20 protein-coding genes are annotated in these 23,298 nt (G+C 63.4%); 15 read left to right on the top strand and 5 right to left on the bottom strand.

Going from position 1 to position 23,298, the window contains the following annotated elements:
- Nucleotides 1–21: 21 nt before the first annotated feature.
- Entirely contained in the window at nt 22–768 is a 747-nt protein-coding gene (locus GV819_RS24775) for an NRDE family protein (RefSeq protein WP_161758678.1), read from the bottom strand.
- Between the two features lie 123 nt (nt 769–891).
- Here GV819_RS24775 and GV819_RS24770 point away from each other — a divergent pair, with 123 nt between their 5' ends.
- The 4 genes from GV819_RS24770 (at nt 892) to GV819_RS24755 (ending at nt 4,369) form a co-directional block, all read left to right on the top strand.
- Nucleotides 892–1,674, top strand: coding sequence for a sulfite exporter TauE/SafE family protein (locus GV819_RS24770; protein WP_161758677.1), 783 nt, complete (start codon nt 892–894; stop codon nt 1,672–1,674).
- 81 nt (nt 1,675–1,755) lie between these two features.
- Entirely contained in the window at nt 1,756–2,565 is an 810-nt protein-coding gene (gene lgt, locus GV819_RS24765; RefSeq protein ID WP_161758676.1) for a prolipoprotein diacylglyceryl transferase, read from the top strand.
- Nucleotides 2,566–2,613: 48 nt separating this feature from the next.
- Nucleotides 2,614–3,585: a thymidylate synthase gene (locus GV819_RS24760; protein ID WP_161758675.1), complete on the top strand. Its 972-nt coding sequence runs from the start codon at nt 2,614–2,616 to the stop codon at nt 3,583–3,585.
- Between the two features lie 196 nt (nt 3,586–3,781).
- Complete coding sequence (locus tag GV819_RS24755; RefSeq protein ID WP_161758674.1) at nt 3,782–4,369, top strand: undecaprenyl-diphosphatase; 588 nt, start codon at nt 3,782–3,784, stop codon at nt 4,367–4,369.
- Nucleotides 4,370–4,392: 23 nt separating this feature from the next.
- Here the strand turns inward: GV819_RS24755 and cadR are convergent, their stop codons facing one another.
- The gene (gene cadR / locus GV819_RS24750; RefSeq protein WP_161758673.1) at nt 4,393–4,842 is read right to left on the bottom strand and encodes a Cd(II)/Pb(II)-responsive transcriptional regulator; all 450 of its coding nucleotides are present in this window, start codon (nt 4,840–4,842) and stop codon (nt 4,393–4,395) included.
- Nucleotides 4,843–4,930: 88 nt separating this feature from the next.
- Here cadR and GV819_RS24745 point away from each other — a divergent pair, with 88 nt between their 5' ends.
- The 7 genes from GV819_RS24745 to GV819_RS24715 all read left to right on the top strand — a co-directional run bounded on the left by GV819_RS24745 (nt 4,931) and on the right by GV819_RS24715 (nt 13,948).
- Nucleotides 4,931–7,261 (top strand): heavy metal translocating P-type ATPase, encoded by a 2,331-nt coding sequence (locus GV819_RS24745; protein ID WP_161758672.1) that lies wholly within the window; start codon nt 4,931–4,933, stop codon nt 7,259–7,261.
- Nucleotides 7,262–7,277: 16 nt separating this feature from the next.
- Nucleotides 7,278–8,141 carry a LysR family transcriptional regulator gene (locus GV819_RS24740; protein WP_161758671.1) on the top strand — a complete coding sequence of 288 codons (864 nt, stop codon included), beginning with the start codon at nt 7,278–7,280 and terminating at the stop codon, nt 8,139–8,141.
- Between the two features lie 150 nt (nt 8,142–8,291).
- Nucleotides 8,292–9,368 (top strand): putative 2-aminoethylphosphonate ABC transporter ATP-binding protein, encoded by a 1,077-nt coding sequence (locus GV819_RS24735; protein ID WP_161758670.1) that lies wholly within the window; start codon nt 8,292–8,294, stop codon nt 9,366–9,368.
- A gap of 1 nt (nt 9,369) precedes the next feature.
- Nucleotides 9,370–11,094, top strand: a complete 1,725-nt coding sequence (locus tag GV819_RS24730; RefSeq protein ID WP_161758669.1) for a putative 2-aminoethylphosphonate ABC transporter permease subunit — start codon at nt 9,370–9,372, stop codon at nt 11,092–11,094.
- Between the two features lie 48 nt (nt 11,095–11,142).
- Complete coding sequence (locus GV819_RS24725; protein ID WP_161758668.1) at nt 11,143–12,168, top strand: putative 2-aminoethylphosphonate ABC transporter substrate-binding protein; 1,026 nt, start codon at nt 11,143–11,145, stop codon at nt 12,166–12,168.
- A gap of 92 nt (nt 12,169–12,260) precedes the next feature.
- A complete protein-coding gene (locus tag GV819_RS24720) occupies nt 12,261–13,394 on the top strand; it encodes a TIGR03364 family FAD-dependent oxidoreductase (RefSeq protein WP_161758667.1) in 1,134 nt (377 codons plus the stop codon).
- Nucleotides 13,394–13,948, top strand: coding sequence for a phosphonate degradation HD-domain oxygenase (locus GV819_RS24715; protein WP_161758666.1), 555 nt, complete (start codon nt 13,394–13,396; stop codon nt 13,946–13,948). The genes GV819_RS24720 and GV819_RS24715 overlap by 1 nt, the downstream gene beginning before the upstream one ends.
- A 67-nt stretch (nt 13,949–14,015) precedes the next feature.
- Here the strand turns inward: GV819_RS24715 and GV819_RS24710 are convergent, their stop codons facing one another.
- Together GV819_RS24710 and GV819_RS24705 are read right to left on the bottom strand one after the other, a co-directional pair.
- Complete coding sequence (locus tag GV819_RS24710) at nt 14,016–15,401, bottom strand: GTPase/DUF3482 domain-containing protein (RefSeq protein ID WP_161758665.1); 1,386 nt, start codon at nt 15,399–15,401, stop codon at nt 14,016–14,018.
- Complete coding sequence (locus GV819_RS24705; protein WP_161758664.1) at nt 15,394–16,773, bottom strand: DUF2868 domain-containing protein; 1,380 nt, start codon at nt 16,771–16,773, stop codon at nt 15,394–15,396. The genes GV819_RS24710 and GV819_RS24705 overlap by 8 nt, the downstream gene beginning before the upstream one ends.
- A 96-nt stretch (nt 16,774–16,869) precedes the next feature.
- On the opposite strand from GV819_RS24705, the gene GV819_RS24700 reads away from it, so the two are divergent.
- On the top strand, nt 16,870–17,382 hold the full coding sequence (locus tag GV819_RS24700; protein WP_161758663.1) for a dihydrofolate reductase: 513 nt from the start codon (nt 16,870–16,872) through the stop codon (nt 17,380–17,382).
- Between the two features lie 66 nt (nt 17,383–17,448).
- Here GV819_RS24700 and GV819_RS24695 read toward each other — a convergent pair whose 3' ends face one another.
- The gene (locus GV819_RS24695) at nt 17,449–18,840 is read right to left on the bottom strand and encodes an L-cystine transporter (RefSeq protein ID WP_161758662.1); all 1,392 of its coding nucleotides are present in this window, start codon (nt 18,838–18,840) and stop codon (nt 17,449–17,451) included.
- A gap of 241 nt (nt 18,841–19,081) precedes the next feature.
- Between GV819_RS24695 and GV819_RS24690 the strand changes: the two genes are divergently transcribed.
- The 3 genes from GV819_RS24690 (at nt 19,082) to GV819_RS24680 (ending at nt 23,297) form a co-directional block, all read left to right on the top strand.
- Nucleotides 19,082–20,137, top strand: coding sequence for a haloacid dehalogenase-like hydrolase (locus GV819_RS24690; protein WP_161758661.1), 1,056 nt, complete (start codon nt 19,082–19,084; stop codon nt 20,135–20,137).
- 621 nt (nt 20,138–20,758) lie between these two features.
- Complete coding sequence (locus GV819_RS24685) at nt 20,759–22,159, top strand: MBOAT family O-acyltransferase (protein WP_368668932.1); 1,401 nt, start codon at nt 20,759–20,761, stop codon at nt 22,157–22,159.
- Complete coding sequence (locus GV819_RS24680) at nt 22,146–23,297, top strand: SGNH/GDSL hydrolase family protein (protein WP_161758659.1); 1,152 nt, start codon at nt 22,146–22,148, stop codon at nt 23,295–23,297. The genes GV819_RS24685 and GV819_RS24680 overlap by 14 nt, the downstream gene beginning before the upstream one ends.
- The last annotated feature ends 1 nt before the right edge of the window (nt 23,298 follow it).

Below are 23,298 nucleotides of genomic sequence, written 5' to 3'. Positions count from 1 at the left end.
GCCGGCTTGCCGGCGAACGCTTCACACCCTCAGCTCAACCTCTCCCAGATGCCCGCCATACGGGCCGAAGCTGCGCTCCAGCAGATGCCGCGAGCCGTCGGCGTTGACGATCAATGCGGTGCTGGCACGAGTGCCGTAGCTGGGGCTGGCGATGAACACGCTGGACAACAGGCTTTCCGTGGCCAATCCGACTCCGGTGTCTGGCAGCTCCGCGAAAGGCGCGGTTTGCGGGTCGCTCAAAAGCGCCAGCAATGCCTGGGGCTGCGGATCGTGCAGCGCTTCCTGCAGTGCAGCCTTGGCCTTGAGCAGCTTGGGCCAGGGGGTATCGAGCCCGGCATTGGACAGGCCGTAGACACCGGCTTCAAGCCTTTGCGGTTGCGGTTCCCGGGCATTGTAGTGCCACAGCTGATCTGGGGTACCCAGCAGCAGGTTGAACCCGGCGTAGTCTACCGAACGGCCGACCACGTCCTGCAAATAGTCGTCGAGGTCAATGTTGCCGGCAAGAAAACGCGCTACCAGCTCGCCTCGCGAGCGCCGCGCCGGAGGCTGATGGGGGTTGCGGATATTGGTCAGGGCGGCAAAGCGGCCGTCGGCACCGACGCCGAGCCAGGTGCCACCAGCCTCCAGGTCGCGCCCGGCGTGGATCTGTGGCGATTCTGGCCATTGCCCAAGCGGCAGGCTGGGCCGGGCATAGAACTCGTCACGGTTGGCCGCGACGATCAACGGTTGCGAATGACCTGGCCGCCAGGCGAAAACGATCAAGCACATTAAGGTGGCCCCCTGTGTGTTTTTGCCCACTTTACCCACAGAACCGATGGGTATCCATCGCCATCCAGTGGAGTCCGGGGTGGCGCATCCGTTACCATGCCGGTCTTATTTTCGGATGCTCCCATGGAATTTCTGCTCTATCTGCTGTTGGGCGCCTGTGCGGGCGTGCTGGCCGGGCTGTTCGGTGTGGGCGGCGGGATCATCATCGTTCCGGTGCTGGTGTTCAGTTTCACCTTGCAGGGCTTCGATACCTCGGTGCTGACTCACCTGGCGGTGGGCACCTCCCTGGCCAGCATCATCTTCACGTCGGTCAATGCGGTTCGTGAACACCATCGCCGCGGTGCGGTGCGCTGGCCGATCTTCGTCTGGATGACGGTGGGCATTCTGCTGGGGGCCGGCTTCGGGGCACTGACCGCCGAGGCCATCTCCGGCCCGCACCTGCAAAAGATCATCGGCGTCTTCGCTCTGGTAATAGCCCTGCAAATGACCCTGGAGCTCAAGCCCAAGGCCAGTCGCCAAGTCCCCGGCAAACTGGGCCTGGCAGCAGTTGGCAGCGTGATCGGCTGGGCCTCGGCGATTTTCGGCGTTGGCGGTGGCTCGCTGACCGTACCGTTCCTCACGTGGCGCAGCGTGCCCATGCAGCAGGCGGTGGCCACATCCTCGGCCTGTGGCTTGCCCATTGCCCTGGTCAGTGCCTTAAGTTTCATGATTCTGGGCTGGCATGATCCGCTGCTCCCGGCCCATAGTCTCGGTTTCATTTATTTGCCGGCGTTGTTGGGCATTGCCCTGACCAGCATGGTGTTTGCTCGTATCGGCGCACGCCTGGCGCACAAGCTGTCGCCGCGCCTGTTGAAGCGCATGTTTGCCGCGCTACTGTTCTGTGTGGGAATCAGCTTCCTGTTCTGAGTGGTAACGCAATCCTGGCTTAATCCTGGCGTGACAGTTTCGCCCGGGAATCAAGAGATCTAACCCTGACGAGGAGTCGCAATGCTGCCTTACCCGCAGATTGATCCGGTGGCCCTGGCCATCGGCCCGCTGAAAATCCACTGGTACGGCCTGATGTACCTGATCGGCATCGGCGGCGCCTGGCTGCTGGCGTCGCGCCGGCTGAACCGTTTCGATCCGACCTGGAGCAAAGAAAAGCTCTCGGACATGGTGTTCTGGATGTCCATGGGCGTGATCGTCGGTGGCCGCCTGGGTTACGTGCTGTTCTACGACCTGAGTGCCTACCTGGCCAATCCGACCCTGATCTTCGAAGTATGGAAGGGCGGCATGTCGTTCCATGGCGGTTTCATCGGGGTCATGCTGGCGGCCTGGTGGTTCGGCAAGCGCAACAACAAGACCTTCTTCGAACTGATGGACTTCGTCGCGCCGATGGTGCCGATCGGTCTGGGCGCCGGGCGTATCGGCAACTTCATCAACGCCGAGTTGTGGGGCAAGCCCACCGATGTGCCCTGGGCAATGATTTTCCCGCCGTTCAGCGATCCGTCGCAGTTGCCTCGTCATCCTTCGCAGCTGTACCAGTTTGCCCTGGAAGGCGTGGCGCTGTTCCTGATCCTGTGGCTGTTCTCGCGCAAACCGCGGCCGACCATGGCGGTTTCCGGTATGTTCGCCCTGTTCTACGGGATCTTCCGTTTTGTCGTCGAGTTCGTCCGGGTGCCGGATGCGCAACTCGGCTACCTGGCGTGGAACTGGTTGACCATGGGTCAGGTTCTTTGTGTGCCGATGATTCTCGGCGGCCTGGGGCTGATCTGGCTGGCGTATCATCGCGCTCCAGCCAAGAGCGCGGCGCAATAAATTCGAACCCCGGGGCGCAAGCTCCGGGTTCAAGGATGCAGGTAATTCATGAAGCAATATCTTGATCTGGTGGCCCACGTCATCAACAACGGCACCAAGCAGGCCAACCGCACCGGTGTGAACACCATCAGCTTTCCCGGGGCGATGCTGCGTTACGACCTCAAGGAAGGTTTCCCAGCCATTACCACGCGCAAGATGGCCTTCAAGTCGGCGATCGGCGAAATGGTCGGCTTCCTGCGGGGCGTGAACAACGCCGCTGAATTTCGCGCGTTGGGCTGTAAGGTCTGGGATCAGAACGCCAACGAAAACGCCCAATGGTTGGCCAACCCTTTCCGTCAGGGCGACGACGACCTGGGCGAAATCTATGGCGTGCAGTGGCGCAAATGGCCGGCCTACAAGCAGATCAGCACCAGTAACCAGGCGGCCATCGACCTGGCGCTGAGCCAGGGCTACCGGCAGATCGCTGCGGGTGAGGAAGAAGGCCAGGGCTATGTGGTGCTGTACAAGGCCATCGACCAGGTTCGTCAGTGCGTCGACACCATCATCAACGACCCAGGCAGCCGGCGGATCCTGTTCCACGGCTGGAACTGCGCGCAGCTGGATGAAATGGCCCTGCCGCCATGTCACCTGCTCTATCAGTTCCACCCCAATGTCGAGACCCGGGAAATCTCCCTGACTCTCTACATCCGTTCCAACGATCTGGGGCTCGGAACTCCGTTCAACCTGACTGAGGGTGCAGCGTTGCTGAGCCTGATCGGCCGCCTGACCGGCTACACGCCGCGCTGGTTCACCTATTTCATTGGTGATGCCCACGTCTATGAAAACCACTTGGACATGCTCAACGAACAGCTCAAGCGCGAGCCGTTCCCGATGCCCAAACTGGTGATTTCCGAGCGTGTGCCGGAGTTCGCCAAGACCGGCCTGTACCAGCCAGAGTGGCTGGAGCTGATCGAACCGAGCGACTTCTCCCTTGAAGGCTATCAACACCACGCGCCGATGACCGCGCCGATGGCGGTTTAAGCGTTTCACTGGCGGTACCAGGGGGCCACGCAGTTGAGACTGCGTGGCCCCTTGTCGATTCACCCGGTTGCTTTATCGACCTTTGCCCGGGAGTCACTGCGGACATTGCTGCGCCTGCCGGGCGGCTACGCTCTCAGGAGCGGGCCCTGGAGCGCTCCGGGCGTTTTCCTTCTGATTAGTCAATACGAGCCGTTAAATGGAAGAGTTCAATCGCAGTCTGTTCCTGGCCATCAATGCCAGCGCTGAAGCTTCATTGGTAATGCGTGGGCTGGCGGTTTTCCTGGCACAAGGGCTGGTTCTGAGTGTGCCGTTGTTGCTCCTGGTGCTTTGGGTGTTGGGGGAGCGCCGCCAGAGAATGACCGTGCTGATCGCAACCCTGAGCATTGTCGTCGCCCTGGGCTGCAACCTGTTGATCCGTGACCTGTGGTTTCACCCGCGGCCCTTCATGCTGGGCCTGGGGCAGAATTTCCTGGCTCACGCGCCTGGGGCATCGTTTCCCAGCGATCATGCCAGCGGCATGTTCGCCATGGCCTTTGCTCTGATCCTAGCATCCCTGCGCAAGACCGGATTGGTGATGCTGGCGCTGGCGCTGCTAGTGAGCTGGGCCCGCGTCTACCTGGGGGTACATTTCCCCTTCGATATCCTCGGCGGTTGCCTAGTGGGGCTGTTCAGCGCCTGGCTGGTGCGCCGGGGCATGGCCTGGCGGCAGCTGGACCAGCGTTTGCTGGATCGGCTCGAAGGGTTGTATCTGCGCCTGATACCGACGGGCCGTCGCGGTTCCTGAAACCGCGACCCCGGGCTGCGGGCTCAATGCCCGTGGCTGCGACCGACATGGGAGGGCTCGGCCTCGCTGGGGGCCACCGAGCCGCTGACCTCCAGGCGCTGCAAGATCCCGCAGTGATCCAGGTCCGGTTCCTCGCTGCAGCGCTGGCGCAGGTCCAGCAGCTGCTCCTGCAGGGCCAGCAGGCCATCGATACGTGCCTTGACGTGGTGGATGTGCTCGTCGATCAGCGCGTTGACGCTGGCGCATTGTCCCTGAGGGCTGTCCCGCAAATTTAGCAGGCTGCGGATTTCCTCGAGGGTCATGTCGAGGCTGCGGCAATTGCGGATAAAGGTCAGGCGCTCGGTGTGGGCCTGGGTGTACAGGCGGTAGTTGCCTTCGCTGCGAGCCGGCTCCGGCAGCAGTCCTTCGCGTTCGTAGTAACGGATGGTCTCGACCTGACAGTCGGTGAGTTTCGCCAGTTCGCCAATCTTCATTGCCGTTATCTCCGAATGGGTGCTTGACCCTATAGTGGCTACAGGGTGTTCACTTGGCAACAAGCACCTTTATTCGGACGCGACCCTTATGAGCGATTCTCTCCACAGCCCGCGCAAGCCCGATGCTCAGCAGCGTCATGCTGATCACGATCACGATCACGATCACGATCACGATCACGATCATGGCCACTCCCATGCCCCGGTGGGCAAATTGCAGCCGGTCAAGGCCCATGATCATGCCGCCCATGCCGGCTCTTGCTGCAGCAGCGATGCGGCGCCGGCGCGGATTATCCTCAGCGAGACGCCAAGCGCGGGGGCGCGCCTGAGCACTTTCCGCATCGAGGCCATGGATTGCCCCACCGAGCAGACGCTGATCCAGAACAAGCTGGGCAAGCTGGCCGGGGTTCAGGCGCTGGAATTCAACCTGATGAACCGAGTGCTGGGGGTCACCCATGATCTGCCGGACACGGCGCCCATCATCGCCGCGGTGAAGTCCCTCGGCATGCACGCCGAGCCCCTGGAACAGAGCCCAGGTGCCGAGCCGGCGGCCGCAGTGCCGGTGAAGAAAGCCTGGTGGCCGCTGGCCCTGTCCGGGGTGGGCGCGTTGGCGGCGGAGGTGATTCATTTCACCAGTGCCGCGCCGACCTGGGTGGTGGCGCTGGTGGCCCTGGTATCGATCCTCAGTGGCGGCCTGGGCACTTACAAGAAGGGCTGGATCGCCCTGAAGAACCGCAACCTCAACATCAACGCGCTGATGAGCATCGCCGTCACCGGTGCGGTGCTGATCGGCCAATGGCCGGAAGCGGCGATGGTGATGTTCCTGTTCACCGTGGCCGAGCTGATTGAGGCCCGCTCCCTGGACCGTGCGCGCAATGCCATCAGCGGCCTGATGCAGATGACCCCGGAACAGGTCACGGTGCAGCAGGCGGATGGCAGTTGGAGCGAGCAGGAGGCAAAAACCGTTGAGCTCGGAGCCCGAGTACGGGTGCGTCCCGGCGAGCGTATCGGCCTGGATGGCGAGGTTGTGTCCGGCAGTTCCACCATCGACCAGGCGCCGATCACCGGTGAAAGCCTGCCGATAGAAAAGACCGTGGGTGACAAGGTATTCGCCGGCACCATCAACCAGGCCGGCTCCCTGGAGTACCGGGTGACCGCCGCGGCCAATAACTCGACCCTGGCGCGGATCATCCACGCCGTCGAGCAGGCCCAGGGCGCGCGGGCTCCAACCCAGCGCTTCGTCGATACCTTTTCGAAAATCTACACCCCGGCGGTGTTCGCCTTTGCCCTGGCGGTGGCGCTGATTCCACCGCTGTTCATGGCCGGCGCCTGGTTCGACTGGATCTACCGCGCCTTGGTGTTGCTGGTGGTGGCCTGTCCTTGCGCCCTGGTGATCTCCACCCCGGTGACCATCGTCAGCGGCCTCGCCGCAGCGGCGCGCAAAGGGATCCTGGTGAAGGGCGGGGTCTACCTGGAAGGCGGCTACAAGCTTGACTACCTGGCCCTGGACAAGACCGGCACCATCACCCACGGCAAGCCAGTGCAGACTGACTTCCTGTCCCTGGACCCGCTGGCCAATGACAGTGCTCCGGCCCTGGCCGCCAGTCTGGCGGGGCGCTCCGACCACCCGGTGTCCCTGGCTATCGCCCAGGCGGCTGTGGATAAACAGCTGGCGCTGCACCTTGTGGATAACTTCGAGGCCCTGACCGGGCGTGGCGTACGGGGTGAAATCAACGGCCAGGTGTATCACTTGGGCAACCACCGTCTGGTGGAGGAACTGGGCCTGTGCTCGCCAGCCCTGGAAGAAAAGCTCTTCGCCCTGGAGAAACAAGGCAAGACCGTGGTCCTGCTGCTGGACCGCAACGGCCCGTTGGCGCTGTTCGCCGTGGCGGACACGGTCAAGGAATCCAGCCGCGAAGCCATCCAGCAGTTGCACGAACTGGGGATCAAGACCCTGATGCTCACTGGCGACAACCCCCACACGGCCCAGGCGATCGCGGTCCAGGTAGGGATCGACCAGGCCCGGGGCGACCTGCTGCCCACCGACAAGCTGCAAGCCATCGAGGAGCTGTACGCCCAAGGGCATCGGGTGGGAATGGTGGGGGACGGCATCAACGATGCCCCGGCCCTGGCCCGCGCCGAGATCGGTTTTGCCATGGCGGCGGCGGGTACCGATACCGCTATCGAGACCGCGGATGTTGCCCTGATGGACGATGATCTGCGCAAGATTCCGGCGTTTATTCGCCTGTCTCGCCAGACCTCGGTAGTCCTCAAGCAAAATATCGCCCTGGCCCTGGTCATCAAGGCAATCTTTCTTGGGGTAACCTTTGCCGGACTGGCCACCATGTGGATGGCCGTGTTCGCCGACATGGGCGTCAGCCTGTTGGTGGTGTTCAACGGTTTGCGCCTGTTGCGCAAGTAAACGATGAGAGAACACTGTGCTGAGTGCCGAGCTGAAGGCTTTTTACATGGTCGCCCGCCTGGGCAGTATCACCCAGGCGGCGAAGAAGCTCGGTCTCAGCCAGCCGACGGTGACTACGCAGATCCGCAACCTGGAAAGCCAGTACTCGGTTGAGCTGTTCTTTCGTGGCGGTCGTCGGCTGAGTCTCAGTGATGAGGGCACGAGCCTGTTGCCGATGGTCAAGGAGCTGTTGCAGAAAGAAGCCGATATCGAGTTCTTCCTGCGCAACAGCGGGCAGGTACAGGGCACGCTGCGGATAGCCGCCACTGCGCCGTATTACATCCTCGACCTGGTGAAAACCTTCCGCCAGCGCCTGCCTCAAGTGGACGTTTCGGTGGAGATCGGCAACTCCCAGCAGGTGCTGGAGGCGCTGGAGGAATACCGGGTGGATGTGGCCGCGTCCTCGCAACTGTTGGAGGATGCGCGATTGATCCGCCGAGTGCTGGGCAGCGACCCGCTGGTGCTGGCGGTGCATCGCAATCACCCCCTGGCGGCATTGGAACATGTGCCGCTCCAGGCCCTGGCCGGGCATACCCTGTTGATGCGCGAGCCTGGTTCCACTACCCGCAGTCTTACCGAAGAGTTGTTGAAGAACGCCAACGTCAGCTTCGGCCCGCTGCTGGAGATCGGCAGTCGCGAATCGATCCGCGAGGCGGTGCTGCGCAACATCGGCATCAGCATCATTGCCCGTCAGGAGGTGCCCCACGACCCGCAGCTGCGGGTGCTGACCATCGAAAATGCGCCACAGATCGCCGAGTACCTGTATTGCCTCAAGGAGCGCAAGAATGCGCGCCTGCCGGCGGCGTTCCTCGGCCTGGCCCAGGAAATGGCCGGTTGCTGAAGCACCTTCTCCCGTAGGAGCCGGCTTGCCGGCGAATCGCCGCCCAACCCAAATCCACCAATACCACTATCGGCAGCTTTTGCCTGTTTGCCACACGACCTACGCATTCGCTCCCTAGGATGGCCTGCATCTGCTTGATGAGGTCCGTCCATGAACAACTCCGTTGCAACAGCCCTGAGCAACCCAGGCGCGCCAATGAAGGTGCGCGGTATCCAGAAGCGTTTTGGTGCCTTCACCGCCCTGGATAACGTGTCCCTGGACGTCGCCGCCGGTGAGCTGGTGTGCCTGCTGGGGCCGTCCGGTTGCGGCAAGACCACACTGCTGCGCTGCATCGCCGGCCTGGAGCGCCAGGACCAGGGCGAGTTGTACCTGGGGGATCGGGACGTCTCGCGGTTGGCGCCCCAGGCACGGGACTACGGGATTCTGTTCCAGTCCTACGCGCTGTTTCCCAACCTGACGGTTGAAGCCAACATCGCCTACGGCCTGGCGGGCAGTGGCCGTGAGGAAGTGCGCAAGCGCGTGGCGCAGATGCTGGAACTGGTGGGCCTCACCGGCAGCGAGAAAAAATACCCCGGGCAACTGTCCGGGGGCCAGCAGCAGCGGGTGGCACTGGCCCGTGCCCTGGCGCCGGCACCGTCGTTGCTGCTTCTGGATGAGCCGATGTCGGCCCTGGATGCCCGGGTTCGCGAGCATCTGTGCACCGAGTTGCGCCAACTGCAACGGCGCCTGGGGATCACTACCCTGATGGTCACCCATAACCAGGACGAGGCCATGTTGATGGCCGACCGCATCGCCGTGATGAACAACGGCAAGGTCGAGCAGTACGCCACCCCGCAGGAAATCTACGACCGTCCGGCTACGCCCTTCGTCGCCGAATTCGTCGGCCAGGGTAACTGGCTGCCCTTCAGCCGCAACAGCGATAGCCACGCCCAGGTCGGCGGGATGAATGTGCGCCTGGCCGACGATTCGGGCAAAGCCGCTGCGGGTCGCTTGTTCTGTCGTCCGGAAGCCATCAGCGTCAACCCGCCGGTGCATGAGGAAAACCTGTTCCCGGCCAAGGTCCGCGAGATCACGTTCCTCGGCAACCGCTGCCGCATGAGCTTCGAGCTCAACCATTTGCCAGGGCATCCGCTGCTGGCTGAACTGGCACCGGAAGCCATGCCGCGACTGGGCGCCCAGGACATCTGGGTCGCCTTGCCGCCGCGCAGCCTGCAGGTGTTTGTCTAAGATGACCGGGCAAATGTCCCTGCCGCTACCTGCAAAGCGGGCGCGGCAGACCTCCCGTGCCGAGCTTGGCGATCGTCTGTTTGTGGTGGGCGGCAAGCTCCTGCTCCTGCTGTTGCTGGGGATTGCCGTGCTGTTGCCGCTGCTGGCGATCTTCTGGCGCGGCTTCAGTGCCGAGGACGGGCAGGGCGGCGGCCTGGTCGCGGCCCGGGAGCTGATCCGCAGTGACAATTTTCACTGGCTGCTCGGCAACAGCCTGAAAGTCTCTCTCAGCGTGGCCGCCATCGTGGTGCCCCTGGCTTATCTGTTTGCCTACGCCCTGCAACGCACGTTGATTCCAGGCAAAGGCATCTGGCGTGGACTCTCACTGTTGCCGTTGATGGCGCCATCGATGCTGCCGGGCATCGCCCTGGTCTACCTGTTCGGTAACCAGGGCCTGCTCCGCGGCCTGTTCGCCGACAACATCTACGGCTTCTGGGGCATCGTTCTCGGTGAAGTCATCTACACCTTTCCCCATGCCCTGATGATCCTGCTCTCGGCCCTGTCCCTGGCGGATGCGCGGCTGTTCGACGCGGCATCGAGCATGGGTGCCAGCCCGGCGAAGGCCTTTCGCAGCATCACCTGGCCCGCTACCCGGCAAGCGGTGTTCGCTGCTTTCTGCCTGGTGTTCACCTTGACCATCACCGACTTCGGGGTGCCGGTGGTGGTGGGCGGCGACTATCAGGTGCTGGCCCTGGAAGCCTACAAGGCGGTGGTCGGCCAGCAGCAGTTCGGTCGCGGCGCGCTGATCGGCATGGTGCTGTTGCTTCCGGCGCTATTCAGCTTCGGTGTCGATGCCTGGTTGCGCCGCCGGCATGGCGACTCCATGAGCGGTCGTGCCCAGGTGTTCAAGCCGGCGCCGTCGCGGCTGCGGGATGGTTGCTACCTGGCCATCGTGCTGCTGATCTGCGCGTCGCTGCTGCTGGTGTTCGGCATGGCGGTGTATTCGTCGCTGGTGAAATTCTGGCCCTACAACCTGTCGCTGTCACTGAACCACTACCAGTTCAACGACACCGCCGGCGGTGGCTGGCTGGCCTATCGCAACAGCCTGACCATGGCCCTGTGCACGGCACTGATCGGTAGCGGGCTGATCTTCACCGGTGCCTACCTGATGGAGAAAACCCAGGGGCAACGCGGCCTGAACCTGGCGCTGCGCATGCTCAGTTTTGTGCCCATGGCGGTTCCCGGGCTGGTCCTCGGTCTGGGCTACGTGTTCTTCTTCAACCTCAATGGCAATCCGCTGCATGTGTTCTACGGAACCATGACCCTGCTGGTGGTGTGCACCATCGCTCACTATCTGACCACCGCGCAGATGACCGCCACCACCGCCCTGCGCCAACTCGACGCGGAGTTCGAAGCCGCTGCCCTGTCGCTCAAGGCACCGCTGTACAGGCACTACCTGCGGGTGACGGTGCCAATCTGCCTGCCGGCGCTTTTGGACATCGTGCGCTACCTGTTCGTCTCGGCCATGACCACGGTGTCGGCGGCAATCTTCCTCTACAGCCCCGACACCATCCTCGCTGCCGTCGCCGTGCTGAACATGGACGACGCCGGCAATGTCGGCGGCGCCGCGGCGATGTCGACCCTGATCCTGTTCACCTCGGCCGGCGTCTCGCTGCTCCTGGCCTGGGCTTCACGCGGCTTGCTGCGCCGCTCCCAGGCCTGGCGGCAGAACGCGCCCGGCCACTGATTCCTTGTTCACCCGCCCTCTGATCCGCACTCATTAAGGAACCGCACCATGTTCAAGCCCCTGGCTCTTGCCGCTGCCGTCCTCTCTGCTGTCAGCCTGAATGCCTTTGCTGCGAAAACCGAGCTGACGGTCTACACCGCCCTCGAAGCCGAGCAGCTGAAGTCCTACAAGCAGGCCTTCGAAGCGGCCAACCCGGATGTCGAGATCAAGTGGGTGCGTGATTCCACCGGGATCATCACCGCCAAGCTGCTGGCGGAAAAGGCCCGTCCCCAGGCTGACGCGGTCTGGGGCCTGGCGGCGTCCAGCCTGGCGATCCTTGACCAGCAGGGCATGCTGCAAAGCTATGCACCGAAAGACCTGGGCAAGATCGGCGGCAACTACCGCGACGCAGCCAATCCACCGGCCTGGGTTGGCATGGACGTGTGGGCGGCAACCATCTGCTTCAACACCGTGGAAGCGCAGAAACAGGGGCTGACCAAACCGGTGAGCTGGCAGGACCTGACCAAGCCTGAGTACAAGGGCAAGATTGTCATGCCTAACCCGGCATCCTCGGGCACCGGCTTCCTTGATGTCAGTGCCTGGCTGCAGACCTTCGGCGAGAAGCAGGGCTGGCAGTACATGGACGAACTGCACCAGAACATCGGCCAGTACGTTCACTCCGGTTCCAAGCCGTGCAAGCTGGCGGCAGCGGGCGAATTCAGCATCGGCATTTCCTTCGAATACCCGGCGGTGCAGCTCAAGCGCCAGGGCGCGCCTCTGGACATCGTCCTGCCGAAAGAGGGCCTGGGCTGGGAAATCGAAGCCACTGCGGTGATCAAGGGCACGCCACATGAAGAGGCAGCGAAGAAACTCGCCGACTTCTCCGCCAGCCCGGCGGCCATGGAGCTGTACAAGGAGAACTTCGCCGTACTGGCCCAGCCAGGCATCGCCAAGCCGCAGACCGAACTGCCGGCGGACTACGAGCAGCGCCTGATCAAGAACGACTTTGCCTGGGCCTCGAAGAACCGCGACAGCATCCTCGCCGAATGGCGCAAGCGCTATGACGGCAAGTCGGAAAAAGTCGCGGCACAGTAAACGAACCATCGTTTTCGCCGGCAAGCCGGCTCCTGCCGAGTGTGGAGGAGCCGGCTTGCCGGCGAAGGCGCTTTCCCTCCAGGACACTATTCATGACCAATCACAGCGATCTGCTGATCGTCGGCGCCGGCATCCTGGGCCTGTCCCATGCCTATGCAGCCGCCAAGCGCGGTTTGCGGGTACAGGTATTCGAGCGCAGTGCCACGCCCCTGGGGGCTTCGGTGCGCAATTTCGGCCAGGCCCTGGTCACCGGCCAGCCGCCGGGCACCATGCTTGAACTGGCCAGGGCCAGCCGGGATATCTGGGTCGACTGGCAACAACTGGCCGGCCTGCAACTCAAGCGCAACGGTTCCTACCTGTTCGCCCGCAGCGAGGCCGAAGAACACCTGTTGGAAGCCTTCTGCAGCGGGCGTGCGCGGGAGCATGGCTACCGGGTCGAACTGCTTCAGGGCGCGGCCCTGAATGATCTGTATGGCGGCCAATTCCGCCATCACCGAGCCGCGCTGCACGGCCTGGACGACCAGCAACTGTATTCCCGCGAGGCGATCCCGATGCTGATCGACTACCTGCGCCGGGACCTGGGGGTCGAGTTTCACTTTTCGACCCTGGTGCGGGACATCGAACCGGGCCAACTGCAGAGCACCGCCGGGACCTTTCGTGGCGCGCGCATCCTGCTGTGCTCCGGACACGACTACCAGACTCTGCTGGCCGAGCAGATTGCGCTGTTGCAGCCACAGATCTGCCGTCTGCAGATGCTCCGTGCCCGGCCCGAGGCCAATCTGGATCTACAACACGCCGTGCTCACCGGTCTGAGCTGTGTGCATTACGGGGCCTTTGCCGACCTGCCCGAGGCCGCCGCCGTGCAGGCGCAGATCCTTCGTGAGGCACCACACCTGCATGAGCACGGGATTCACCTGCTGATCAGCCCGACACCCTCGGGCGAGCTGATCATCGGCGATTCCCACGATTACGGCTGCGATCCCTCACCGTTCAACGCTGAGCAGGTGGATAACTGGTTGATCGAGCTGGCGCAGCAGACCCTGGGCTGCAAGGTCCAGGTACTGGAGCGCTGGCAGGGCGTCTATGGTGCTCGTGGCCCCGCGCCGTTCTCCTTCCTGGAAGCGGCCCCTGGGGTCAACGTGGCCCTGATGCACACCGGGGTGGGCATGAGCGTCGGTCCGGCCATGGCCGAGAACAACATCGCCCGGTTGCTGGAGGAGGTGTGATGAGTCCAAAGCAGCAGGTGATCGACGAAGTTTTCGGCTTGTACGAACGTTTCGGCGACAGCGACTACATCGGCGAGGCGATTTCGCAGATCGAGCACATGTCTCAGGCGGCGCAGCTGGCCCTGGCGGAAGGTTATGACGATGAAGTGGTGCTGGCGGCGTTCTTTCACGATATCGGGCATATCTGTCAGCAGGATGCCGAGAACATGGGCGGTTTTGGCGTGGTCAGCCATGAGCGCCTGGGGGCCGACTATCTGCGCCGGGCCGGATTCAGCGAACGCCTGGCGCGGCTGGTGGAATACCACGTTCAGGCCAAGCGTTACCTGACCTTCAAGGAGCTGGGGTATTACCAGCGCCTGAGTGAAGCCAGCCGGCGCACCCTGGAGTACCAGGGCGGGGTGATGAGCGCGGCGGAAGCGGCGGCCTTCGAGCTCGATCCCTTATGCGCAGTAAGCCTGCGCATGCGCCACTGGGACGAGCAGGCCAAGGACATGTGGGTGCCGGTGATGGATCTGCAGGTGCTCAAGGACAAGGCCTTGGCTGTGTTGGCTTGAGGGCCCTTTCGCGGGCAAGCCCGCTTCTACAGGGCAGTGTAGGAGCCGGCTTGCCGGCGAAGGCGATCTAAGACACCAGCAACGTCTCAGCCAGCGCCTCGATCTGCTCCTGGCGCTCGGCCTGGTTCAGGCGCGCATGGGGGTTGAGCGACGACCACTGCGGGTGCGCCCGGGCCTTGTTCAGGGCCTCCGGCAACTTGCCTTCGCGCCAGCTTTTGTCCTCCGGCGTGGCCAACCGGATGCTGTCCATGGCTGCATGCCCGCGCAGGTTCAGGGCCTGCACCAGTTGGCGCTGACGCAGGGCCAGCAGACGCAGCACGCTGTCGTCCACCGTCAGCTCACGCTGGCCCTTGAGCTTGCCCAGCAAGCGGCTGCCGTAGCTGCGGGCGGTCTGCAGGGCGCCGCCGGCGATGGCCCCGGCCAGGGCAGCGGCCCCCAGGGTCAAACCGCCCACCAGCAAGTCCACCCCCGCGCCGGCCGCGGCTCCGGCGGCAATGCCGCTGCCCACCCGCACGCCCAGTTGCTTGAGGGTTTCCGGGTTGAACAGGTCATCGCCCCAGCGCCCGTCCAGTAACGGCAAGTCGCTGGCCGAAGCATCCTCGGGGCGGAAGGCGTAGAGCTTGAGCAGGGCTTCGACACAGCGTTGTTCACGTTGGCGAATGGCCTGGCGCAACTCGCCGATGGCCTGTTGTTCCTGTTGTTTGTCGCTGGCCACGCTGCGGCGGCAGGCGGCGCAGTCCACCAGCAACTCGGCAATCAGTCGCGCGGCGCCTTGCTGGCGCACCAGGCGCTGGGCCTGCTGGTCGTCGATCAGCCGTTGCAGGGCCGGGCGGGCGTGCTCCAGCAGCAGGGCCAGGCTTTCATACAGGCGACGCTCGCCGTCTTCCGGCGGGGCCACGCTGTCGAAGCGCACCAGGGCGTGCAGGCCCAGGCGGGCCAGGGCCTCGCGCCAGTCGTCTGTGCGCTGCTCGGCGCTGCTGACGAAATTCAGTACCGGCAGCAGCGGCTTGCCGCAGCCGGTCAGCACTTGCAGTTCATCGCGATATTTGGCCAGCACCGGTTCCCGGGCATCGATCACATAGAGTCCGGCGTCCGAGGCCAGGAGCTGGCGCAGGACCTTGGCTTCCTGTTCGAAACGTTGCCGGGCCTCGCTGCTGTCGAGAAAGCGTGCCAGTCGTGCCGGGCCGTCCAGGCGTTCACCGGGACGTTCCAGGCGTTCCAGATAGTCCAACAGGGCAATCGCGTCCTCCAGACCGGGGGTGTCGTACAGCTCCAGCAACGGCTGGCCATCCACCGAAAGGCGGGCACCTTCCACATGCCGGGTGGTGCTGGGGCGATGGGAGACTTCGCCAAAGCCTACGTCCCGGGTCAGGGTGCGCAGTAGGGAGGTCTTGCCGACGTTGGTGTGGCCGACCACCGCCAGTTTCAGTGGTTTCTGGCGGGCATCAGTCATGACCGGTCTCCAACCAGTTGAGGGGGATGCAATCGGCGAACGGCAGTTCCAACTGTTGCAGGGCAGCGTGCCAGTCTCCCAGGCGGTCAGCATCCAGGGCCTGGCCGGGCGGTGCCTGGAGCAGCCAGACCCGGGTCGCCGTGGCATTGCGCGCCAGTTCGGCGATCAGCCCCAGACTGCCGCGATCCGGTGAGCGCCGGGGGTCGCAGGCGATCACCAGGCGGGCCGGGGGGAAGCGGCTCATCTGTTCCAGCAGGCGGTTGCGCGATTCGCGGCTGTCGAGGATGCCGGCGTCCTTGATGCTGTCCGGCAGCTGCGGCGGCCAGGGGCGCTGGTTGTCCAGTTCGATGGCCACCAGCACGGCGCCGCTGCTGTCCTGGGCACTGACGCCGCCTTCGACGCGGTGCAATTGCTCCGGCGCCGCATCGTTGACCCCCAGGCGCTCGCTGCTGGGCATCAGGCGCTCCCGCAGTTGGGCGTATCCCGGCAGGTTGAGGTCCAGTTGCAGGCGGGCCTGCCCGTGTTTCCAGCGCCAGCGACAGAACAGCATCAGCAGCAGGCGCGGGAGCACGCCGTAGATCACCACCAGGACCACCAGCCAGATGGCCCAGGACTGACGGATCAGTTCGGTGTTGTAGACATCCCGGGTGCTGGCCTGGATGGTCGCCACGCTGGGGGCGCCGAGGCCCAGGCCTCGCGGCAGGGCACTGAGGACGTTGGTAATGGCCACGAAGGCATCGCTGCCCAGCAGGGTGCTTTCCCAGACAAAGCTGTAGCGGTGGGTGGTCAGCAGCAACAGCAGCATGACCACGGCGCTGAACAGGGCTAGGCACCACAGACCGTTGATCAGGCTGCCCAGGGCCCAGCGGTTGAGTTTGCGCCGTTGCAGCAACAGCAGCAGGGCCGGCGGCAACTGCGCGGCCTTGGCATCCCGGGAGAATTTCTCGCTGAGCCACAACCACAGGCGGCCCAGGCTGGCGCCGTGTTCGCCAGCGAACAGCAGGCCGGCCAGCCAGCTCAGCAGCAGGATCAGGTTGATGCCCAGCAGGCTGCCCAGGGCCCAGAACACGTTCACCGGTTGCTGAGTGCTGCCCAGGGCGCTGAAGGCCAGGCCGGCGCCGCTGATCACCGCCAGTACCGAGAGCGCCAGCAGTGCCAGGCGTGCGCCCTGGTGCCAGTGCAGCAGGGCGCTGTGCAGGCCATCACGCTGGGCCAGCCACAGGGCACGGTTCTGGATCCGGGTCGCCAGGTCGCCGCCCTGGTTGCGGGCCAGGCGATTGGCTTCCTGATCCTCCAGCGGGCCGGCGTGTTCCTCGCGCAGGCGCACGGTTTCGGTCAGCCATAGGCGTTGCAGGGGAGTCAGTGCAGTCACGCGTCATTCCATCGCTCAAAAGTGCGCTGAGCATAACTGCTGCAGCGCGGGTCGGGGTACGTTGCCAGGTCCTGGTCCTCTGGTATCCTCGCCGGCATGAAAAAATCTCTCCCTCTCAGCCTGATCGCGGCCCTCGCACAAAACCGCGTGATCGGCGTCGACAACAGCATGCCCTGGCATTTGCCGGGGGATTTCAAATTTTTCAAGGCCACCACCCTGGGCAAACCGATCATCATGGGGCGCAAGACCTGGGATTCTCTCGGCCGGCCCTTGCCGGGGCGGTTGAATATCGTGGTCAGTCGTCAGACGGATCTGGTGCTGGAAGGTGCCGAGGTCTATCCGTCGCTGGAAGCCGCGGTGGCCCGGGCCGAGGAATGGGCCCTGGAGCAGGGCGCCAGCGAGCTGATGCTGATTGGCGGCGCACAGCTCTATAGCCAAGGCTTGGAGCAGGCGGATCGCCTGTACCTGACGCGGGTGGCGTTGAATCCGCAAGGCGATGCCTGGTTTCCGGAATTCGATGAGCAGCAGTGGACGCTGGTGTCAGAGGTGCCGAACCCGCCGGAAGGGGACAAGCCGGCGTACAGCTTCGAGGTGTGGGAGAGAAGCTGAACGCTTCAAGCCACAAGCTGCAAGTAAAAGCCGACTGGCTCTTGCTTGCAGCGTGCAGCTGTTGTTTTACGCGTGTTCCAACTCTGAATGCTCATCGGCATCGAGCAACGCCTTGTCGGTCTGCTGCATCACCTGGCTGGTGATTGCGCCGGCAGTCATCGAACCGCTGACGTTCAGCGCCGTGCGGCCCATGTCGATCAGCGGCTCCACGGAAATCAGCAGCGCCACCAGCGACACCGGCAAGCCCATGGCCGGCAGCACGATCAGCGCGGCGAAGGTCGCGCCGCCGCCAACCCCGGCGACACCGGCCGAACTCAAGGTCACGATGGCCACCAGGGTGGCGATCCACAGCGGGTCCAGCGGGTTGATGCCCACGGTCGGGGCCACCATCACCGCGAGCATGGCCGGGTACAGGCCGGCGCAGCCGTTCTGGCCGATAGTGGCGCCGAACGAGGCCGCGAAGCTGGCGATGGACTGGGGAATGCCCAGGCGCCGGGTCTGGGCCTCGATGCTCAGGGGAATGCTGGCGGCGCTGGAGCGGCTGGTGAAGGCGAAGGTCAGCACCGGCCAGACCTTGCGGAAGAAGCGCAGCGGGTTGATCCCGGCCAGGGCAACCAGCAGGCCGTGGACCACGAACATCAGCCCCAGGCCGATGTACGACACCACCACGAAACTGCCGAGCTTGATGATGTCCTGCAGGTTGGAGCCGGCCACCACCTTGGTCATCAGGGCCAGCACGCCGTACGGGGTCAGCTTCATCACCAGGCGCACCAGGCGCATCACCCAGGCTTGCAGGGTGTCGATGGCGTTGAGCACTTTCTGGCCCTTGTCGGCATCATCCTTGAGCAATTGCAGCGCCGCGACGCCGAGGAAGGCGGCGAAGATCACCACGCTGATGATCGAGGTCGGCTTGGCCCGGGCCAGGTCGGCGAAGGGGTTCTGCGGGATGAACGACAGCAGCAGTTGCGGCACGTTGAGGTCGGCGACCTTGCCTGCGTAATCGCTCTGGATCACTTGCAGGCGGGCCAATTCCTGGGTGCCGGCCACCAGCCCTTCGGCAGTCAGGCCGAATAGGTTGGTCAGGCCGATGCCCAGCAGCGCCGCAATGGCGGTGGTGAACAGCAGGGTGCCGATGGTCAGGAAGCTGATCTTGCCCAGGGACGAGGCGTTGTGCAGGCGTGCCACGGCGCTGAGGATCGAGGCGAACACCAGCGGGATCACGATCATCTGCAGCAACTGCACGTAACCGTTGCCGACCAGGTCGAACCAGCTGATGGAAGCCTTGAGCACCGGGTTGCCGGCGCCGTAGATGCTGTGCAGGGCGATGCCGAAGACCACGCCCAGCACCAGGGCCAGGAGGACTTTTTTGGCCAGGCTCCAGGTGGTGTGGCGGGTTTGTGCCAGGCCGAACAGCAAGGCCAGGAACACCAGCAGATTGAGGGTCAGCGGCAGATTCATTGAGGCTCCGATAAGACGAGTGCCAATCGCGGCTCAGGGCGATTGCGAACCGGCAAGCCTAACAGCTTGAAATCTATTGAATTAATAACGATATCGCATGGCAACTGTCGTTTTTGGAATAAGCAGCTGACGCTCTGGCGTATGTGACTGGCGCTGACGGGACGCAGGCGGTCGTGTAGAGACGAGAACTGTCACAGGGATTTGTTAGCGTCGATGGTTTTCACTCAGGGAGAAACCGCAGATGAAGTTCACGCCGAAATTCTTAGCTGTTGCACTCTGCCTGGGCCTCGCCGGCCAGGCCTTTGCCACCGAGTTGAAGCACTGGCCACAAGACCAGGCCAAGCAGTTGGACGCAATGATCGCGGCCAACGCCAACAAGGGTAACTACGCGGTGTTCGACATGGACAACACCAGTTACCGCTACGACCTGGAAGAATCCCTGCTGCCCTACATGGAGAACAAGGGCCTGATCACCCGCGAGACCCTCGATCCGTCGTTGAAGCTGATCCCGTTCAAGGACACCGCGGACCACAAGGAAAGCCTGTTCAGCTACTACTACCGCCTCTGCGAAGTCGACGACATGGTCTGCTACCCCTGGGTGGCCCAGGTGTTCTCGGGTTTCACCCTCAAGGAGCTCAAGGGCTACGTTGATGAACTGATGGCGTCCGGCAAGCCGGTGCCGAGCACCTATTACGACGGTGACGTGGTCAAGACCATCGAGGTCAACCCGCCCAAGGTCTTCACCGGCCAGGCCGAGCTGTACAACAAGCTGATGGAGAACGGCATCGAGGTCTATGTGATGACCGCCGCCTCCGAAGAGCTGGTGCGCATGGTCGCTGCCGATCCCAAGTACGGCTACAACGTCAAGCCGCAGAACGTGATCGGCGTGAGCACGCTGCTCAAGGACCGCAAGACCGGCGCCCTGACCACTGCGCGCAAACAGATCACTGATGGCAAGTATGACGAGAAAGCCAACCTCGGCCTGGAGCTGACCCCCTACCTGTGGACCCCGGCCACCTGGATGGCGGGCAAGCACGCGGCGATCCTGACCTACATCGATGAATGGAAGAAACCGGTACTGGTGGGCGGCGATACTCCGACCAGCGACGGCTACATGCTGTTCCACAGCGTCGACGTGGCCAAGGGCGGCATTCACCTGTGGGTCAACCGCAAGGACAAGTACATGACCCAGCTCAACGGCATGATTGCCAAGCACGCCGCCGCCCAGGCCAAGGAAGGGCTGCCGGTGACTGCGGACAAGAACTGGGTGATCGTCAAGCCGGAGGACATCCAGTAGCCCCACCCCTTGGGCCTGGAGGTGCACTTACGGACGCCTTCGCTGGCAAGCCAGCTCCTACAGAACGCCTGCCCCCCCTTTGTAGGAGCCGGCTTGCCGGCGAAGAGGCCCTTGGTCCTTGAGGTGCACTTACGGACGCCTTCGCTGGCAAGCCAGCTCCTACAGGACGTCTGCCCCCTTCGTAGGAGCCGGCTTGCCGGCGAAGAGGCCCTTGGTCCTTGAGGTGCACTTCCGGACGCCTTCGCTGGCAAGCCAGCTCCTACAGAACGCCTGCCCCCCTTTGTAGGAGCCGGCTTGCCGGCGAAGAGGCCCTTGGTCCTTGAGGCGCACTTACGGACGCCTTCGCTGGCAAGCCAGCTCCTACAGGACGTCTGCCCCCTTTGTAGGAGCCGGCTTGCCGGCGAAGAGGCCCTTGTTCCTTGAGGCGCATTCACGGACGTCTTCGCTGGCAAGCCAGCTCCTACAGGGCGTCTGCCACCCTGTGTAGGCACCGGCAATATGCCGAGAATGTTTCAACTTGTGACTCGCAAACCCCCTCTGCCATAATCGCGCCCGTTTCTCTTCCCTCGCCTGCTCTCCCTGTGCCGGGTTCATCCCCGATTGCACGTAATGGACTACGTTGTGAGCTATCTCTCGATTGAATTCGGCCTCTGCTTCATCTTGTTCTTCGTTCTGTACTGGGGCCTGGGCTTCAGCCTGCGGTTGCAGAATGGCCTGTTGCTGGCCGCCAGCTACGCGATCCTCGCCAGTTTCAGCCTGAACTTCCTCTACATCCTGCTGGGCTACACGGCCCTGGTGTACCTGCTCGGCCTGTTGAGCCAGCGTTACCCCGGGCGAGGCTGGGTCAACGGCCTGATGTTGCTGTTGGTGCTGGGGGCCTTCTACCTGTTCAAGTACCAGGACTTCTTCACCAGCACGGTGCAGAACGCCTTCGCTCAGTTTGGAGTGGAAGTGTCGCTGCCGCTGCTGGAAGTGCTACTGCCGGTGGGGCTGTCGTTCTACGCCTTCCACTCGGTCAGCTACCTGGTGTCGATCAATCGTCGTGAACTGACGCCCGGCTCGCCGTTCGACCTGGCGCTGTACCTGGCGTTTTTCCCCAGCCTGATTGCTGGTCCGGTAAACCGGGCGATACCGATGCTGGCGCAGATCAACCCGCCGCAGTTGCGCCAGGTGCTGGAGCCGCAACGGGCGCTGGGTTTGATCGCAGTGGCGGTGGTCAAGCTGTTCTTCCTCAGCTCGTGGCTGGCCAACGAGTGGGTCGATCCGGTGTTCGATAGCCCGGTGGCGTTTTCCGCCGAGCAGATCCTGCGGGCGGTCTACGGCTATTCGTTCCTGATCTACTTCAACTTCAGCGGCTATACCGATCTGGTGACCGGCATCGCCTTGCTGCTGGGCTTTCGCCTGCCCTTGAACTTCAACTACCCCTATGCGGCGCGCAACCTCAAGGAGTTCTGGGGGCGCTGGCACATCAGTCTGTCGACCTTCATTCGCGACTACGTGTACATCCCCCTGGGGGGCAACCGGGGTCCGGTCTGGCGCGGCAATCTGAACATGCTGCTGGCCATGCTGATTTCCGGGCTGTGGCACGGTGCTAGCGCCAACTTCATCATCTGGGGCGCGCTGCATGGCGTCGGCCTGGCACTGTACAAACTGTGCAGTCCGTTGCTGGCCCGGGGGCCCAGCTGGATCGGCGCGGACCTTACGGCCCGCTTGCTGACCTTCCACTATGTGGCGTTCGCCTGGATCTTCTTCCGTTGCGCGACCCTGCCCGATGCCCTGGACATGCTCGCGGGCCTGGGTGGCTTGTCCTTCGCCGGGCTGGCCAGCAGTGCCGCGTCGTTGCTGGGCTGCCTGTTGTTCGTCGCTCTTTACCCGCGGATCGTGGCACTGCTGCGCCGGGTGTTCGACGCCGCCACCGGCTTGCCGTGGCTGCTGTATCCAGTGCCGCTGGGGCTGTTTATCTGTCTGGTCATCTTCGCCTCACCGTCGGGCGTGCCGGGGTTCATCTATGCCAGTTTCTAACCGTTCGCCGTTGTCGGCCAGTCTCGGTAGTGCGGCCAAGGTGCTCTATGCCCTGGTGGTGACGAGCCTGTTGCTGGTGTGGTTCAACCAGCAATCGATCAGCCTCTACTGCCAGCAGAAATACCACGAAGGCTGCGAGATTCCAGGGTTGTCGCAGAACCCGCAGTGGCGCTTTGGCGCGCAACTCAATCAGAACCTTGAGAGTGCCCGGGTGGCTTTTGTCGGCAATTTTACCGACCAGGCCGACGTGAACTTGGTGGCCCAGTCTGACGCGGCCGCAGATGAAGAGCCGGAGCCGTTGCCGAAGGTTGTTTCGGCTCCCACCGTCCAGGCCGAGCAGCCACCGGCTGTACCGGCGTCTCATCCGGCAGTGGTAGTCGCGCCGGATCCCGCTGTGGTCCACCCGCAACCTGTGGTGGTGGCTCCTGTGATCAACCACCCGCCGATGGTCGAGCAGGGGACTGGCACGCCGTTGATGGCCAGCCTGGCGGCCGGAGATGAGGTGTTCTTCGTCGGTGACTCCTTGATGCAGGGCGTGGCGCCGCACATGGCCAACACCTTGCGCAAACGCTACAACGTCAAGAGCCTCAACCTCAGCAAACAGAGCACCGGGCTGGCCTATCCAAGCTTCTTCAACTGGCCCAAGACCGTTGAAAGCACCCTGGCCGGCAATCCGAATATTCGCCTGATGGTGATCTTCCTCGGCCCCAACGACCCGTGGGACATGCCTGAGGTCAAGGGCAAGCCGTTCCTGCGCTTCAAGAAGCCGGACTGGGAGGAAGCCTACCGCCGGCGCATCGATTCGATTCTCGAAACCGCCCAGGCGCATAATGTGCAAGTGATCTGGGTCGGTCCGCCGAACATGGAGAAGGCCAAGCTGTCTACGGCAATGGCCTACCTGAGCGAGCTGTACAAGAGCCAGATCGAGCTGTACCACCAGCATTTTGTCTCGGCCAACGAGATTCTCGGTTACCAGAACGACGAGTTTTCCTATTACCGCACCACCGGGGATGGCAAGAAGGTCAAGACCCGGGTCGACGACGGTATTCATTTCACCCCCACTGGACAGAGACTGATCGCTGAGCGTGTGATCTCGCTGATCAGCTTTCCCAGTGAACAATTGACGGAGCAGCACTGAT

Origin of the sequence: Pseudomonas sp. Fl5BN2, from assembly GCF_009908205.1 — a bacterium.
GTDB lineage: Bacteria > Pseudomonadota > Gammaproteobacteria > Pseudomonadales > Pseudomonadaceae > Aquipseudomonas.
The sequence above is the reverse complement of the archived record's forward strand: the minus strand, read 5'-3'. Positions and strand labels throughout refer to the sequence as shown.